This window comes from Caldisalinibacter kiritimatiensis, assembly GCF_000387765.1.
GTDB lineage: Bacteria > Bacillota > Clostridia > Tissierellales > Caldisalinibacteraceae > Caldisalinibacter > Caldisalinibacter kiritimatiensis.
This window is the reverse complement of record NZ_ARZA01000207.1, coordinates 1-16,665: the sequence shown is the minus strand read 5'-3', so window position 1 is coordinate 16,665 and position 16,665 is coordinate 1. Positions and strand designations below refer to the sequence as shown.

Sequence of the window (16,665 nt, the reverse complement as noted above, 5' to 3'; positions counted from 1 at the left end):
CCAATATTAACATGTGGCTTCGTTCTTTCAAATTTTGCCTTTGCCATTTCTCTTCCTCCTTCTATTTCTATTATGTTATTACTAATATAAGTAAACTTTACCGGGTGTTTCCTTTATGTAGAAACACGTAAATTGGAGCCCACGACCGGACTTGAACCGGTGGCCTCTTGCTTACCATGCAAGTGCTCCACCTACTGAGCTACGTGGGCACTTGTTGTCACTGTAAATAATTTTACTATGTACAAATTTTCTTGTCAATACCAAAATATTCTAACATACTTCTTGTTATATTCCTCTAACTTCTAAATATCTTTCGAGTTTTCTTTTTACTCTTTGTAAAGCATTATCTATTGATTTAACATGTCTATTTAACTCTTCTGAAATTTCTTGATATGATTTGCCTTGCAAGTACGCCATCAATACCCGCCATTCTAAGTCACTTAAAATTTCACCTATCTTATTTTCTATGTTTTCCAATTCTTCTTTGCCTATAATTAATTCTTCTGGGTCCGTTATTTTAACCCCTGATAATACATCTAGTAAAGTTCTATCTGATTCTTCATCATAGATAGGTTTATTTAATGAAACATAAGAATTTAACGGTATATGTTTTTGTCTAGTTGCCGTTTTAATAGCTGTAATTATCTGACGTTGAATACATAATTCAGCAAAAGCTCTAAAGGACGACCGCTTGTCCCTATTAAAATCACGGATTGCCTTATAAAGGCCTATCATGCCTTCTTGTATTATATCTTCTCTATCTGCACCAATTAAAAAATATGACCTAGCTTTTGCTCTTACAAAATTCTTATATTTTTTTATTAAGTACTCTAACGCCTTTAAATCATTGTTTTTTGCATTCTCTACTACGTCTTCATCTAGCATCAACTCATAAGGATTTTCATCCGAGTCAACCAACGCATCACACGCCTCATTATCTACACCTAAGCCCACCAGCATCGCCTCCAAAAAAGTGTCACAAGTCCCTAATTTTCATAAGTTTATTATACCTTAAAATTATTACCTGAGTCAAGGTGATTTACTTATTTCTTCTCATTTTTTCAAGTTTTTCCAATGTTGTTGCATCAAGCCTTCCCATTAAAGAATCATTAACCTCTTTAATTTTTTCAGCTTTCTTTTCAATAGCTTTTTTTGCGATTCGTACTTCTTCTTTTAATTCTCTTGCTGATATTCTTGTACCACCTCTACCTAACACAATCTGCTGCTCTGCCCAATCTGATGTAGCTACTCTAACTCTTTTTTTTCTACCTATAGAATGTAATGTTTTTTCTATATAACTGTCAGCAGTTTCCCTCTCCTTTGTATAAACTACTTCTACTCCATACTGAATTTCTTTCTTCTCACTACTTCCTTTAACTAAGTGTGCATCAAATACAATAATTACTTTTATTCCAGTATAAGACTGATATTCAGCCATTACTTCAATAAGCTGATTTCTTGCGGATTCTAAGCTAATTGTACTTGATTCCTTTAACTCTGACCATGCATTTATTATGTTGTAACCGTCTACAAATAAATACTCTTTAGTTTTACTACCCACATCTATCCTAACTCCTCTGCCTTAAAACTTCATATATCATTATAGACGCAGCTACCGAAGCATTCAAGGAACTAACTTTACCCCTCATTGGTATTTTTAAAAGAAAATCGCATTTTTCCTTTACTAATCTACTTATTCCCTTTCCTTCGCTACCTATAACAAGTCCTATAGGACCCTTTAAATCTGCTTCGTAATAAACCTGCTCTCCAATCATATCTGCTCCATAAATCCAAAGCCCTTTTTCTTTAAGCTCTTCTATAGCAAAAGATATATTAGAAACTCGTGCAACTGGAAGATACTCAACAGCTCCAGCTGATGTTTTTCCTACAATTGCACTTAAACCAACTGACCTTCTTTTAGGTATTACAATTCCATGGGCACCTGCACATTCTGCAGTACGAATTATAGAGCCTAAATTATGAGGGTCAGTTATTTGGTCTAGTATTATGATAAATGGTTTTTCGCCGCGTTTATCAGCAAGTTCAAATATATCATCTATTGTACTATATTCATAAGATGAAACTATAGCTATAACTCCTTGATGGGAATTAGTTCTAGACATAGAATCTATTTTATTCTTGTTTACATATTGAACAACTATACCCTTACTCTTTGCCATTCCTTTAATCTTATTTATTGACCCTTTACCTGAACCTTTAGCTATTAAAATTTTTTCTATTTCTCTGCCTGATTTTATTGCCTCAATTACTGGATTCCTTCCTTCAACAAAATTCTTATCTGCCATTTTTTCACCTCTTAATTCCATTAAGAATTGATACATGTTTAGTATTTCTATAATCGCTCATAAAAATTAAATACTTATAGAGTTTTAAATTTTTCTCTCACTTCTTCTATTTTTCCACATGTCATTTTACCTTCAGGACAAGGTCCATTTAAACAACTTGGTCCTGCATATTTAAAAAGTGTCGGAGCAACCTTTCTTACTTCTCTTAACATCTCAGTAGCTAACTCTCTAATCTCCCATTGAGCTCTATTACAACATCTGTGCTTAAAAAAGTTAAAAAGACTTCTTGCATTCATAGTAAATACTATTTTTGTTTCACAAGCATTTGGAAATACGTATCTAGCATCTTCTATCGCTCTTTTTTCCGCTTTTTTTCTTGCCTCTTTTTCATTAATACCTTCATTTAGATAGTTATTTAAATGCTTATTAAATAAAATCTCCGATATCTGGTCATAATATTTTTGGTCTTCTTCCATAGCTTTTATGAACATTTCTTTAGCTTCTTCTACTTCCTCTATTGCTGGAGGTATAATGTATTCAAATTGGTCTAATTTTACGTATCTTTGAGATTGTTGAGAATATGAAGCTCCTATTCTGTGTCTAACAAGTTGATGAGTAAGTACCCTACTAACTCCCTCAACTGCAAAAGTAAATGACACATGCTCAACAGGTGATTCATGACCTAAACTCATTAACATTTCCAAAAACTTCTTAATTTTTTCTTCGTCAAGTTTTTCTTCAATTTTATCTATACCCACTCTTGAATAACAAAGCTTTGCTGCCGAAGCTACTAATTTTTCTGGATTAGGGGTATAATCTAAAAGCTTTACTTTAAGTTTAGACGCCATATTTATTTCCCCTTTCTATTTACATTAAATTTATAATTATACTTTAATTTTATATATTAAACGTTTAATGTTTTTACATAAACCTAATATATAAAGTTAACATTTAAAGTTATTATACCATAAGCTTATGAACAAAGTCGACTTCGTGGATTTGTTAACTAGTAGTTCGTTGTTAGTAGTTAGTAGCATTTACAAGTCGGTTCATTTAGGGCTATTTAAGAATTGTAAAAACACATTTAGGAATTTGGTACTAGTGATACAATTTAAAATATAAAAAGGACCATTTTACTGGTCCTCTTTTATCTTATTCAGAATCAACTCAAATATATCTAATAGCTTTTCATATCTTCCCGTTAAATATAGAAAACCTATCAACGCTTCAAATCCTGTTGCATATTTATAGTCTATTAGATTAGCATTTTTAGGAACAGAACCCGACTTAGCATTTCTCCCCCTTTTTACTATGCTCCATTCTTCTTCGTTTAGATATTCTTCTAAGTAATGTACTATGTCTGCTTGAGATTCAGCTTTTACATATTTTACTGCTTCTCTGTGTAATTGATTTACTGAAGTTTCTTTGTTATTTACAAGATATGTTCTTACCAAAACTTCATAAACAGCATCACCAATATATGCAAGATGTAGAGGGGACATCATTTTAACAGCTCTTATATCTTTTTCTTGTATCATAGCCTTTAATCTATCAAATAATTTATCAGCCATATTTTCACCTAAACTCTCTTCCATTTTACCCCTTGAGGTGTATCCTGTAATATTATACCTTTTTCTTTTAATTCATCTCTTATTTTATCAGCTAATTCATAATTTTTGTTTTTCCTTGCTTCGTTTCTTTTTTCTATTAATTCCATTATCTCTTCATCTAATAACTCTTCTTGTTTAGATAATATACCTAGTACATTACTTAGCTCTACAAGTACATCATATGCTTTTTTAACTACACTCTTTGGGGTTTCATGACTAAAATTTGAATTAGCATATTTCACTAATTCAAATAGAGCTGTTATTCCATCAGGAGTATTTAAATCATCATCCATACTCTCTATAAATTGAGCTTTAAACTGTTCTATAGCTTTTAACATATCTTTATCGTTATCTGTTAATTCTTTATCTTCACAAACATCCATTAAATGCTCTAAATTCTTCTTACCATTGTACAATCTGTCTAATCCATTTTTTGCTTGAATTACAAGGTCTCTACTAAAGTTTATAGGCTTTCTATAATGTCCTGATAGTATAAGGAATCTAATTATTTCTAAATCGAACTCTTTACTTATTTCTCTAACAGTAAAGAAGTTATTTTTTGATTTGGACATTTTTACATTTTGATTGTTTATCATTCCATTGTGAAGCCAATAATTAGCAAATGGCTTACCTGTCAAACTTTCACTTTGTGCTATTTCATTCTCATGGTGTGGAAACTGCAAGTCTTCTCCACCAGCATGTATGTCTATGGTATCTCCAAGGTATTTTCTAGCCATTACAGAACATTCTATATGCCAACCAGGTCTACCTTTGCCCCATGGACTATCCCACGACGGTTCTCCTGGTTTTTCACTTTTCCACAACACGAAATCCATTGGATGTCTTTTATTTTCATTTATTTGCACTCTAGCACCACTTATTAATTCCTCAATATTCTTTTTAGATAATTTTCCATAGTCCTCTAGTTTTGTAACATCAAAATATACATCTCCATTTGCACTATAAGCATATCCTTTATCAACAAGACCTTTTATAAACTCAATTATGTCATCAATATGTTCTGTTGCTCTTGGATGCCTTGTTGTTTCTTCTTTTAAATTAAGTCCTTTAGCATCAATTAAATATTCTCCAATGAATCTATCAGCTACTTCTTTAACTGTCTTTCCTTCTTCATTAGCTCGTTTTATCATTTTATCGTCTATATCAGTAAAGTTTAGTAGATAATCCACCTCATATCCTTTGTATTCTAAATATCTTCTAAGCACATCAAACACTACGAAAGGTCTTGCATTACCAACATGTATATAGTTATAAACTGTTGGTCCACATACATACATTGTAACTTTATCTTCTCTGATAGGTTTGAAATCTTCTTTTTTTCTTGTCAAAGTGTTATACAGTTTCATTATAATTACCCTCCTTCTCATAAATATATTTTTCTAATTCTACTACCTTCTTTCTTAAACACTCTAGCTCTTGTGCTATTGGGTCAGGCAATTTTACTTGGTCTAAATCAGTATATCGTTTTGATTGCTCTATGCTTTCTTTTTTCTTAAATACAATTCTACCTGGCACTCCAACCACCGTACAATTTGGAGGCACTTCCTTTAATACAACTGCACCTGCTCCTATTTTTGAATTATCTCCAACTTTAAAGGGTCCTAACACTTTTGCCCCCGTACTTATTAAAACATTGTTCCCTATAGTTGGATGTCTTTTTCCTTTTTCCTTGCCTGTTCCTCCCAAAGTAACTCCTTGATATATCGTGACATCATTACCTATTTCAACAGTTTCTCCGATTACTACACCCATACCATGGTCTATAAACACTCTCTTTCCTATTTTAGCACCAGGGTGTATTTCTATACCTGTTAAAAACCTAGCTAAATGTGATATCATCCTAGCTATAGTATATAATTTTCTGTTATAAAACCAATGAGATATTCTATAAAACATAATAGCATGTAAACCAGGATAGTTTAATAGAACTTCTAAAACACTTTTAGCTGCCGGGTCTCTTTCCAGTATTGCTTTTATATCCTCTTTTAAATTCTTAAACATATAATTTATCTCTCCCCAAATACCTTTATATTATATTTGGATAAAAAATAAAAAGACCATCTCTGATTACAGAGACGGTCTTTATCCGCGGTTCCACTCTGTTTGGGTAAAAATACCCCAACTTTAAATGCGATAACGGCAACTGCCGGTTCTCCCTACTTCTTTTTCAGGAAACGGTTCAAAGGTGCATTTCAATCTACAAGGAACTTAGAACCTCTCTCAGCTAATAAAGGCCCCTCTCTGTAAGTGTTGCAGATTTACTTCTCCTTATCATTACCTTTAATCAAATATTAAGCTGTTATTTTAATCATATTATTATCCTATGCATGCTTTTTTCCATTAGTTACTATAAAAGATTATTTTCTACATATTCTATACGTTTTAATATATTCTCTTTACCTAAAACCATGATTATATTAACCATTTCTGGTCCATGTACTTGCCCTGTAAGAACTACTCTAATTGGCATAAATAACTGTCTTCCCTTTATTCCTGTTTTCTTTTTTAATGTCTTGAATATACTACTTGCAAATTCTTCATCTATTTCTTCAATATCATTCAATTCTTCTTTAAGGGCTTTTAGTAATTCTGGTACTTGCTCTTCTTTTATAACCTCTTCAGCCTTTTCGTCCTCAAGCTTAACTTCATCGTTGAAATAAAAGTCTACTTTTTCAGTTATTTCGCCGACGTATGATAAACTCTCTTGTACTGTTGATACCATCGTCTTTATCCAATCATATCTTTCCTTTACATCTTCTTCTGTTATATAACCAGCTTCTTTTAAATGTGGAATAGCTAATTCTGTAATTCTTTCTACACTACTATTTCTTATATATTGACCATTAATCCAATTAAGCTTACCTTTGTCAAATACTCCACCAGTTCTAGCAACTCTATCAAAAGAAAACTTGTCTATTAATTCATTCATTGAGAAAATCTCTTGATTATCCTCTGGACTCCATCCAACTAATGCTAAATAGTTAACTAATGCTTCTGGTAGGTATCCTTTCTTTCTGAAATCAGATACAGCTACATCTCCGTGTCTTTTACTAAGTTTTTTCTTATTTTTATTTAAAACTGTAGGTAAGTGAATATACTCTGGTTTTTCCCATCCAAATGCTTCATATAAGTACACGTGCTTAGGCGTTGAAGGTAACCACTCTTCTCCTCTTACAATATGAGTTATTTTCATAAGATGGTCGTCTACAACTACTGCAAAATGATATGTTGGGAATCCATCTGATTTCATAAGTACCTGGTCATCTAAATCTTTCGTGTTTATTGTAACTTCTCCTCTTATTGCATCGTGGAATTTAATTTCCTTATTAGCAGGTAGTTTCAATCTTACAGTATATTCTTCTCCTGCTTCTATTCTCTTTTTAGCTTCTTCTATATCTATACTTCTACAATATCCATCATACTTTGGAACAAGACCTTTAGCTTTTTGTTCTTCTCTAACCTTATCTAATCTTTCTTTAGAACAGAAACAATAATATGCATGTCCTTTCTCTATAAGTTCTTCAATATACTTTTTGTATATATCTAATCTTTCTGACTGAATATATGGACCATATTCACCTTTTTGTACTAACTTTCCATCTTCTATAAAAACACCCTCGTCGTGTTTCACGCCAGCCCATTCTAATGCTTGAATTAAATTTTCTATTGCTCCTTCTACATATCTAGTTCTATCTGTATCTTCAATTCTTAAAACGTATTTACCGCCTTTGTTCTTAGCAAATAAATAATCATAAAGTGCTGTTCTTAAACCACCTATATGTAAATAACCTGTCGGACTAGGTGCAAATCTCACTCTAACTTCAGACATACTACGACCTCCTAATTCCCTTTTATACCTGTATATTATATACTACATGTTATATTGTATCAAGAAAATTTCTGTTATACCTTATTATAATACACTTTTACTATCCCTCTATTATATTTTTTACTAAAGTAGATATATTGTCAAACAATCTATTTAGAAAATCTATTATTCGCTGTAATAAAGATTTTACTTCTTTACTATTCTCTGATATTTCATTTAACTTATCCGATATATTTTTAAGTTGTGTTTTTATTTCTCCTATCTCTAAATTAAGCTCAGAAACTTTTTTCATTAAGATAACTATCTCATCTATTTGTTGAGAATTGAGGTTTATATCTAGTTGTCCTGCTACTTTTATTACAATTTCTCTAATCTCTTCTTCATTTTTAAGATTCTTACTAGCTACTTCTTCTTTTACTTCCTTAATAAGCTGACTTGCATTTTGTTTTCCTATTTCTTCTCCTAATTTCCCCGTTTTAGCTATTTCCTCATTAGCTACTTCCTTTTCTTTATTACTTACATTTACTCCTGATACATCTTCAAATGCTTTAATTATACCTGTTAATGCTGCTGTTCCCGAAACACTAACTGGTGCTGCCACCTTTACTTTTGCATCCTTTACACCTGCGGTAACTAAAGCATTCATATACATTTCTTTGGTTACCCAATTAATATTATATGTTTCAACCGTTATCCCCTCATTGTTATCTAATTTTTCTACATATGCACATGAAATAGCTTTAGTGCCTATATACTCCTCTTTGATATACTTTCCTAGATACTCTCTTTCTTCTTCATTAGTGACCTCTACTCTTCTTACTTTATCATCTACATTAAACAAATCTAACATTTGCTGTCTTTGCTGTAGAGCTAAATCTTCACCCAAGCTCACTGTAACGTTATTCTCTTGACAATAATTATAAGTAGTAAACAATATCATAAATATCATAAAAAAATAAAGGCTTCTCTTGTTTATCAAAACTATACCTCCTGTATACTATTTGACTTTTATTAGAAAATCCTCATTAAAACGAAAAATACTAAAGCTATTAATATTATGTGTACTATCCACCATCCAACAGATAGAAAAGCAAATCTACCTGGTGTAACTTTCTTATCCTTATGATTATTATCCATATAATACCTCCCACTTTTTGTTCCTCAATTCCTTATATATGATTAATTTAAAAGTTATTTATTATTTTGCACATAAAAATCACGAGCTATTCACGTCTTTTATACCAGGACAAAGTCGACTTCGTCGATTTGTCGGTTAGTAGTTAGTTGTTAGTAGCTTTTTAGTCTGTTTATAATTTTCTATGTTTAAAAAAAAGAGCACACTTTCGTGTGCCCTTGCCCTATATCTCTAATCCTTGCTTATTAAATTCTTCTTTAATCTTTTCAAATACTTCACTTGATTTAATTTCTTCTTTTTCATTGCCCTTTCTTAATACAAATTCTACCATATCTTCTCCTGCTTTTCTTCCAACTGTAACTCTTATAGGTATACCTATAAGCTCTGCATCAGTAAACTTAACTCCTGGTCTTTCTTTTCTATCATCAAGTAATACTTCTATTCCTTTATCTGTTAACTCTTTATATATTTTTTCACCTAATTGTACTTGGTCATCCTTTTTAGCATTTACTATTGTAATTATTACATGATATGGAGCTACTGCTAATGGCCAAATGATACCTTTTTCATCATGACTTTGTTCTATTATTGCAGCCATAGTTCTTGAAACTCCTATACCATAGGAGCCCATATAGAATTTTCTTGACTTACCGTTTTCGTCCAGGAATGTAGCATTTAATCCATCACTGTACTTAGTACCTAATTGGAATATATTTCCCACTTCTATTCCTCTAGCCATCTTTAACGGCTTGTTACATTTAGGACATTTATCTCCTTCTTCTACAAGTAGGATATCTTCTACAACTTCACCTTCAAAATCTCTTCCATAATTAACATTTTTAATGTGATAGTCTGTTTCATTTGCTCCAACTATAAAGTTCTTCATTTTAGTAACTCTTGAATCTACTATTAATCTAATGTCTTGCTTTAAACCTACAGGTCCAGCAAAACCTACTTCTGCTCCTGTAACCTCTTTAATAATATCTTCATTTGCCATTTCTATTTCATGCTCTGGTACTTGTAATACTTTTAGTAACCTTTATTTCATTCAATTCTCTACTACCTGGTATTAAAACTCCTACAACTTCATCTTTTACTTTGTATATAAGGGTCTTAACGAATTTTTCAGCTGGTAAATTGAAAAACTCAACTAGCTCTTCAATAGTTCCAACAGATGGAGTATGAACTTTTTCCATTTCTAACTCTTCTACATCTTCAACATCTATGTCATATACACACTTAGCCTTTTCATCTGTAGCTGCATAATCACAATCATCACAGTAAGCGATTTGACTTTCACCTACTTCTGACATAGCCATAAACTCATGAGAGTCGCTACCACCCATAGCTCCAGAGTCACCTTCTACTACTCTAAAGTCTAAACCACATCTTGTAAATACTTTTTCATATGCTTCCCACATTTGTTTATATGACTCTTTCATACCTTCTTCGTCTTTGTCAAAACTATAAGCATCTTTCATTATAAATTCTCTACATCTCATTAAACCGAATCTTGGTCTTTTTTCATCTCTGTACTTTGTTTGTATTTGATAAATATTCATTGGTAATTGCTTATAAGATTTTAGCTCATTTCTAATTAAGTCTGTAAAAATTTCCTCATGAGTAGGACCTAAGCAAAACTGTCTTTCATGTCTATCCTCTAATCTAAACATCTCAGGTCCAAAATCATACCATCTACCACTTTCTTGCCACAATTCTGCAGGTTGGATTGCAGACATTAGAACCTCTTGAGAACCAGCTGCATCCATTTCTTCTCTTACTATATCTTCAATTTTTTTAATAACCCTGTATCCTAATGGTAAGTATGAGTAAACTCCAGATACTAATTTTCTTATCATTCCCGCTCTTAAAAGTAACTTATGACTAGGAATTTCTGCTTCCGATGGAACCTGTCTTAACGTTGGCATATAAAGCTTTGACATTTTCATAAATTTATCTCTCCTTTCATTTATTTTGAATTATCTTATTTTCTTTGAGCTAAATTTAAACATTTGTCTTTCTTTACAAATAAAAAAACCTTCTTCCCACACATAAGGGACGAAGGTTATCCGCGGTACCACCCTAATAGACTACTAGTATTAATAGTCCTCTCATTTTAGATAACGGAATTACCGTCTAGACTTACTTTATTCAGTCTAGCTGCTCCGGGACGGGTTCAGCATCTAGAGGGTCAGAAATCTTTCAGCCTAGGATTTCCTCTCTGTAGACCATAAATACCTACTATTTCCCTTCAAGGCATTTACATTATTATGTAACAATTTTAAATTTATATTACAGTAAAAAAATCCTTTTGTCAATACATCCTAATTTCTAAATATAACTGACTCTTTATTAAACATTTTTACTGTTATAAAAATTGCTATTGAAATATATATAATAGTCCATATAGATACAGTTATTATATGAATAGGATTATAAATTGATACTAAAGCCTCTTTTATGATTGATATTATGTTTATTACAGGTATATAAAAGTAGCTATCAGGTATTGCCTTACCATCAAGATACATTGTAAAATACGCTGGTATTAATAATATTATCGTTATTGGTGTCAAATAGGTTTGTGCTTCCTTAAAGTTTCTAGCAAAGAAACTAATAGCTAATTCAAGTCCACTAAATGTTAAAGTAAGCCCTATACAAAATAAAGCTATTACTATTATTGATTTTATAGGAAGAATAACTCCTGTACCTAAAAAATCAGGACTAATTTGTGTTGCTAATATAAATCCAATCAATGACGCAATAGTAGCTATTATACCTGCTGTTACCACTGTAAAATACTTACCTAAAATAATAGATGTTCTGCTAGCATTAGTCGTTAAAAGTGGCTCTAAAGTCTGTCTTTCCTTTTCACCTGCACCTAAATCAGTAGCTGATGGTATACCACCTGCTGCAGACCATATTGTAAGTAACATAGGTAACATCATAGAAAACAGCATAATACCGTATCCATCTTCTTCTACAGAAAGAGATGAACTCTTTATATCAACGGCATTAAGTATATTAGGATTAATTCCTTTAGCTTTTAATCTTTTTACAACTAAATTATCAGCATATTGTTTTATTATTGACCTTAATCTAGGCTCTGCCATACTAGATTTTTGACTTGATTCATCATAAATAATTTCTATTCCGCCTGTTAATCCCTTTTGAATATTTTTATCAAAATCCCTATTAATTTTTACTATAGCTTTTATTTCTAGCTCCTCTAGTGCTTCATTAGGATTCTCTACTTCTTTAACAGATACGCCTTGATGATTTTTCAAAAAATTAACTACATCATAATTTTCTTCACTTATTATAGCAATATCTATTGGCTTTTCTCCTTCTTCTATAAACTTTGACGTTCCACTTCCAATAGCTAAGGCTAATATAGGAAATATTAGTATAGGTATGATTATACTCGAAAAAATAGTTTTTCTATCCCTAAATGTGTCCTTTAATTCTTTTTTAAATACAATCCACATATATTTATTCATTTTTATCCCCCACCAACTTTACAAATATTTCTTCTAGCTCAACACCTGCATATTTACGTTTAAGCTCTTCTAAATTTGTTACTTCAACCATTTCACCCTTATGTATAACCCCTACAGTATCACATAATTTTTCAACCTCTGCCATAGAATGACTTGAAAATACTATAGTCTTCCCCTGATTCTTTAATCTTTTTATAAACTTATGTACTATTCTAATAGCAGTTACATCTAATCCCGAAGTTGGTTCATCGAAAAGCATTATTTCAGGGTCGTGTACTATACTTCTAGCAAGAGCAACCTTCTGCTTCATACCTTTAGACAGCTTACCTGCTCTTCTATCGATGTATTCTTGCATATTTAATATTTCACTTAATTCTTGTATCCTATTAGATATTTGTTCTTTTGTCATTCCATTTAACAATCCAAAATACTCAATATTCTCACGTGCTGTTAATCTGTCATAAAGCCCTGTTTCTCCACCAAACAAAATCCCTATTCGTCTTCTAATTTCTTTTTGAGCTTGTAAAAGGTCTACACCATTAATCAAGGCTGTTCCTCGAGTAGGCTTCAACATGGTAGCTAACATTCTAAGGGTTGTCGTCTTTCCTGCACCATTTTCTCCTAGAAGTCCAAACACCTCACCTTTTTTAACTTCAAATGAAATACCTTTAACAGCTTCCACTTCTTTAAATTTTTTACTTAATTCCTTTACCTCAATCAAGTTCTAACCCCCTAATAAAGCTATTTTTTATAATATACAATTCACATTCTACATCCTATCAATAGTACAAACAGCTTGAGCTGATATTCCCTCTTCTCTACCTTCAAACCCCAGCTTCTCTGTTGTAGTAGCTTTTATATTTACGTTGTCTTTAGAAGTATTTAAAACCGCTGCTATATTTTGTCTCATCTCTTCAATATACGGAGCAAGTTTAGGTTTTTGTGCCACTATTATTGCATCAATGTTATTTACCTTATATCCCTTTTCATTCATTTTTTCATACACTTCCTCAAGTAATTTCATGCTTGAAATATCTTTATATTTATTATCTGTATCAGGAAAATGCCTACCTATATCGCCTAAACCTAAAGCTCCTAAAATACTGTCCATAATGGCATGTATTAGTACATCTGCATCTGAATGTCCTAATAATCCCTTAGAATGTTCTATTTCTACTCCACCAAGTACAAGTTTTCTACCTTCAACCAACTTATGTACATCATATCCTATTCCTATTCTCATATTACTTTACCTCCTTTAGTATAACTAAACCAAACTCTAAGTCTTCTGGGGTTGTCAATTTAATATTCTTATAACTACCCATTATCATTTTCACCTTATATCCTAAATTTTCTACTAACATACTATCATCTGTTGCTGTATATGATTCCTGTTTTGCTTTTTCATAAGCTTTTAATAATATATCATACTCAAAGCATTGAGGAGTCTGAACGCTCCAGAGTGTACTGCGGTTTGGAGTGTCAATTATACTGTTACTTTGGTCTATAACTTTTATAGTATCTTTTACTGGGACTCCAATTACACAAGCTTTATGTTTAATAACTCCTTCAATTCCATCTACTATATTCTTTTCTGTCACAAAAGGTCTTGCTCCATCGTGAACTAATACAATTTGACATTTATCATTAACAGCAAATAAACCATTATACACAGAATCCTGTCTTTCTTTTCCTCCAGCAACTATACTTTTTATCTTCTGAAAGTTATATTTTTTAACTATATTTTCACGACAATAGTCTATTTCATCTTCCCTTACAACTAAAACTATTTCATCTATATATTGGCATTTATCAAACCTTTCTATAGTATGGGCCAACACCGGTTTATCTTTAAGAATAATATATTGTTTATTAATGGTGCTTTTCATTCTTTTTCCCATACCTGCTGCTGGAATTACAACTGATACATACTTATTTTCATAGCTCATTTTATCACCTCAGGATTATTATAGCATAAAAAAGTGTCAAACCACTTTTTATGCTAGACTTTCCTTTTTCGCTTATCGCTATCCTCTATCAAACGCACGTATATATTGAATAAAATCAACTTCGTCGATTTATTACCTAGTAGTTCGTTGTTAGTAGTTAGTAGCATTTTAGTCAGTTCTTAGTTCTTAGGGAAACATTAGAAAGAATTAGGCTATTCGCTGTTCGCCTTTCGCTTTTCTATAATAATTTTACAAATATTCTCTCTGCCTTTAAAATTTATATTCAACTTAATTACAAGCTATACAGTAAATAAACTTTGTTACACAAACAAAAACCCGACTTTAAAAGCCGGGTTAGTTTTTGAATTATACAGCCTTATCTATCATGGCCTTTGGTTTTGCAAATATCATTCTTCCAGCAGCCGTTTGTAATACACTAGTTACCATAACCCCAATAGTTTCTCCTATATGTTTTTTACCACCATCAACTACTATCATTGTTCCATCATCTAGATATGCAATACCTTGACCTGATTCTTTTCCGTCCTTTATCACTTGCACTACCATTTCCTCTCCAGGAATAACTATTGGTTTTACTGCATTAGCTAATTCGTTTATATTTAATACCTCTACACCATGAAATTCTGCCACCTTATTTAAGTTAAAGTCATTAGTTACTACTTTCCCTTCTAATTTTTCCGCTAGTTTTAGAAGTTTACTATCTACTTCGTTTATATCATCAAAGTCTCTAGGGTCAATTATAACTTCTATGTCTATTTCCTTTTGAATTTTATTTAATATATCTAAACCTCTTCTACCTCTATTTCTCTTTAAACCATCTGAAGAATCAGCTATATGTCTTAATTCCTCTAGCACAAACTCTGGTATAATCAATGGACCTTCTATAAATCCTGTTTGACATATATCTGCAATCCTACCGTCTATTATTACACTTGTATCTAGCACTTTAGGTCTAACTTTAGTCTTTGATTTGTTTCCTTTGTCCTTTAAAGTATTCCTCTTAAAAATACTTGTTAAATTTGAAAAATCCTCTTTTTTTCTAGTAGGAATCTTTACTCCTAGATATCCAAAAAGTAAATATAATACTATTGAAATAGCTGTGCCTAAATAAGGAATTTCAAAATTATAAAATGGTTGACTAGCTAGAAATGCAATTATTAATCCGAAAATCAGACCTATCGAACCTAGAATCATATCTCCAGTTGGTACATTTTGCAATTCTCCTTCTACCATAGCTACAACTTTCTTTCCAACTTTTATAATTTTAGGAGAAATAATAAAAAATATAATTCCAAAAACTAAACTTATTCCTATATACATGTATAAGCTTATTCTTTCTGAAATTTCCAATAGCCCAACTGATTTAACTAGAGCTACTACACCTAACCCTAAAGACATTCCTATGATAATAAGTAAACCTCTAATTACCTTGTTTAACATGTATTCATCACCTCCTATTATATAGTTATTTCCATAAAAACATCTTTATATAACTAATTTACCACAATTTTCAATAATTAACCATCCTTTTTAAAAAATATTGATTATTTTTTTGATATATGGTAATCTATTTAATGGTGTTTATACATATTAAAACGATATGCAAAAAAACATAAAAAGCAAGCGTCTCGATTTAAGACGCCTACTTAACGATATGGTCTATTAATTGTTCAGCTTCTTGCTCGTTTATTTCTTTAGCTAATACAATTTCACTTACTAACATTTGTTTTGCATTGTTTAGCATTTTTCTTTCTCCCGTGGATAAACCCTTTTTCTTATCTCTTATCATTAGATTACGTACTACACTTGCTATTTCGTAAATGTCACCACTTTTAATTTTGTCCATATTAGCCCTATACCTTCTGTTCCAATTTTGCGGCATCTTCGTTTGGTCATCTCCTAGAACTGCAAATACCTGCTCCATTTCCTTAGCACTTATTACTTCTCTTATGCCTATGTCATCTATATTATCCATCGGTACCATAACTTTCATATCCCCCATAGGCATCTTCATAACATAATATTTCTTCTTACTACCCAATATTTCTTTTTCTTCAATGGACTCAATAATACCAGCACCATGCATTGGGTAAACTATTTTATCACCAATATTAAACATAAAGCTAAACCTCCCGTGATTCTACATACGTGTATATTTTAAGTATACACCATACACCCCAAAATGTCAAATTTTTAATTTTACCATAGACCTAATGTTTTTGTCAACTAAATTTATATTGATTCAGAGATTTCGCATCTAATTTCCAGTAAAAACTTTACTTTCCCTTAATTTG

General features: G+C 31.6%; 16 protein-coding genes, 1 tRNA gene, 1 pseudogene and 2 other annotated features. All 18 genes and pseudogenes read right to left on the bottom strand.

Translation table 11 applies throughout. The features are described 5' to 3' along the window. Positions 1-133 precede the first annotated feature (133 nt). The 18 genes and pseudogenes from L21TH_RS09460 to L21TH_RS09380 all read right to left on the bottom strand — a co-directional run bounded on the left by L21TH_RS09460 (position 134) and on the right by L21TH_RS09380 (position 16,490). Positions 134-209 (bottom strand) — tRNA-Thr (locus tag L21TH_RS09460). Positions 210-285: 76 nt separating this feature from the next. Then, on the bottom strand, positions 286-960 hold the full coding sequence (sigH, locus tag L21TH_RS09455; protein ID WP_052002687.1) for an RNA polymerase sporulation sigma factor SigH: 675 nt from the start codon (positions 958-960) through the stop codon (positions 286-288). Between the two features lie 79 nt (positions 961-1,039). After that, positions 1,040-1,561: an NYN domain-containing protein gene (locus L21TH_RS09450; RefSeq protein ID WP_006314779.1), complete on the bottom strand. Its 522-nt coding sequence runs from the start codon at positions 1,559-1,561 to the stop codon at positions 1,040-1,042. Positions 1,562-1,568: 7 nt separating this feature from the next. Next, positions 1,569-2,306, bottom strand: coding sequence for a 23S rRNA (guanosine(2251)-2'-O)-methyltransferase RlmB (gene rlmB / locus L21TH_RS09445; RefSeq protein WP_006314778.1), 738 nt, complete (start codon positions 2,304-2,306; stop codon positions 1,569-1,571). A gap of 74 nt (positions 2,307-2,380) precedes the next feature. Next, on the bottom strand, positions 2,381-3,154 hold the full coding sequence (thyX, locus tag L21TH_RS09440) for an FAD-dependent thymidylate synthase (RefSeq protein WP_006314777.1): 774 nt from the start codon (positions 3,152-3,154) through the stop codon (positions 2,381-2,383). A 285-nt stretch (positions 3,155-3,439) separates the two neighbouring features. Further along, complete coding sequence (locus L21TH_RS09435; RefSeq protein ID WP_006314776.1) at positions 3,440-3,901, bottom strand: Mini-ribonuclease 3; 462 nt, start codon at positions 3,899-3,901, stop codon at positions 3,440-3,442. Beyond that, on the bottom strand, positions 3,886-5,283 hold the full coding sequence (gene cysS, locus L21TH_RS09430) for a cysteine--tRNA ligase (RefSeq protein ID WP_006314775.1): 1,398 nt from the start codon (positions 5,281-5,283) through the stop codon (positions 3,886-3,888). Before cysS ends, L21TH_RS09435 begins: the two co-directional genes overlap by 16 nt. Then, positions 5,270-5,938 carry a serine O-acetyltransferase gene (gene cysE, locus L21TH_RS09425; protein WP_006314774.1) on the bottom strand — a complete coding sequence of 223 codons (669 nt, stop codon included), beginning with the start codon at positions 5,936-5,938 and terminating at the stop codon, positions 5,270-5,272. The genes cysS and cysE overlap by 14 nt, the downstream gene beginning before the upstream one ends. A gap of 67 nt (positions 5,939-6,005) precedes the next feature. Further along, positions 6,006-6,221, bottom strand: a binding site (T-box leader). A gap of 63 nt (positions 6,222-6,284) precedes the next feature. Beyond that, the gene (gene gltX / locus L21TH_RS09420; protein WP_006314773.1) at positions 6,285-7,766 is read right to left on the bottom strand and encodes a glutamate--tRNA ligase; all 1,482 of its coding nucleotides are present in this window, start codon (positions 7,764-7,766) and stop codon (positions 6,285-6,287) included. Between the two features lie 100 nt (positions 7,767-7,866). Then, on the bottom strand, positions 7,867-8,745 hold the full coding sequence (locus tag L21TH_RS09415; protein ID WP_242826518.1) for a DUF1002 domain-containing protein: 879 nt from the start codon (positions 8,743-8,745) through the stop codon (positions 7,867-7,869). A 32-nt stretch (positions 8,746-8,777) separates the two neighbouring features. Further along, the gene (locus L21TH_RS15105) at positions 8,778-8,903 is read right to left on the bottom strand and encodes a hypothetical protein (RefSeq protein ID WP_006314769.1); all 126 of its coding nucleotides are present in this window, start codon (positions 8,901-8,903) and stop codon (positions 8,778-8,780) included. Between the two features lie 221 nt (positions 8,904-9,124). Continuing rightward, positions 9,125-10,850 (bottom strand): annotated as a pseudogene (locus L21TH_RS09410) (proline--tRNA ligase). 102 nt (positions 10,851-10,952) lie between these two features. Continuing rightward, positions 10,953-11,165, bottom strand: a binding site (T-box leader). A gap of 60 nt (positions 11,166-11,225) precedes the next feature. Further along, on the bottom strand, positions 11,226-12,401 hold the full coding sequence (locus L21TH_RS09405; RefSeq protein WP_006314758.1) for an ABC transporter permease: 1,176 nt from the start codon (positions 12,399-12,401) through the stop codon (positions 11,226-11,228). After that, complete coding sequence (locus tag L21TH_RS09400) at positions 12,394-13,122, bottom strand: ABC transporter ATP-binding protein (protein WP_006314756.1); 729 nt, start codon at positions 13,120-13,122, stop codon at positions 12,394-12,396. The genes L21TH_RS09405 and L21TH_RS09400 overlap by 8 nt, the downstream gene beginning before the upstream one ends. A gap of 48 nt (positions 13,123-13,170) precedes the next feature. Next, on the bottom strand, positions 13,171-13,644 hold the full coding sequence (gene ispF / locus L21TH_RS09395) for a 2-C-methyl-D-erythritol 2,4-cyclodiphosphate synthase (protein WP_006314755.1): 474 nt from the start codon (positions 13,642-13,644) through the stop codon (positions 13,171-13,173). Between the two features lies 1 nt (position 13,645). Continuing rightward, positions 13,646-14,350, bottom strand: a complete 705-nt coding sequence (gene ispD, locus L21TH_RS09390; RefSeq protein ID WP_006314754.1) for a 2-C-methyl-D-erythritol 4-phosphate cytidylyltransferase — start codon at positions 14,348-14,350, stop codon at positions 13,646-13,648. 366 nt (positions 14,351-14,716) lie between these two features. Further along, positions 14,717-15,811, bottom strand: a complete 1,095-nt coding sequence (locus L21TH_RS09385; protein WP_006314747.1) for a PIN/TRAM domain-containing protein — start codon at positions 15,809-15,811, stop codon at positions 14,717-14,719. 202 nt (positions 15,812-16,013) lie between these two features. Continuing rightward, on the bottom strand, positions 16,014-16,490 hold the full coding sequence (locus L21TH_RS09380) for a CarD family transcriptional regulator (RefSeq protein WP_006314743.1): 477 nt from the start codon (positions 16,488-16,490) through the stop codon (positions 16,014-16,016). Positions 16,491-16,665: the final 175 nt, after the last annotated feature.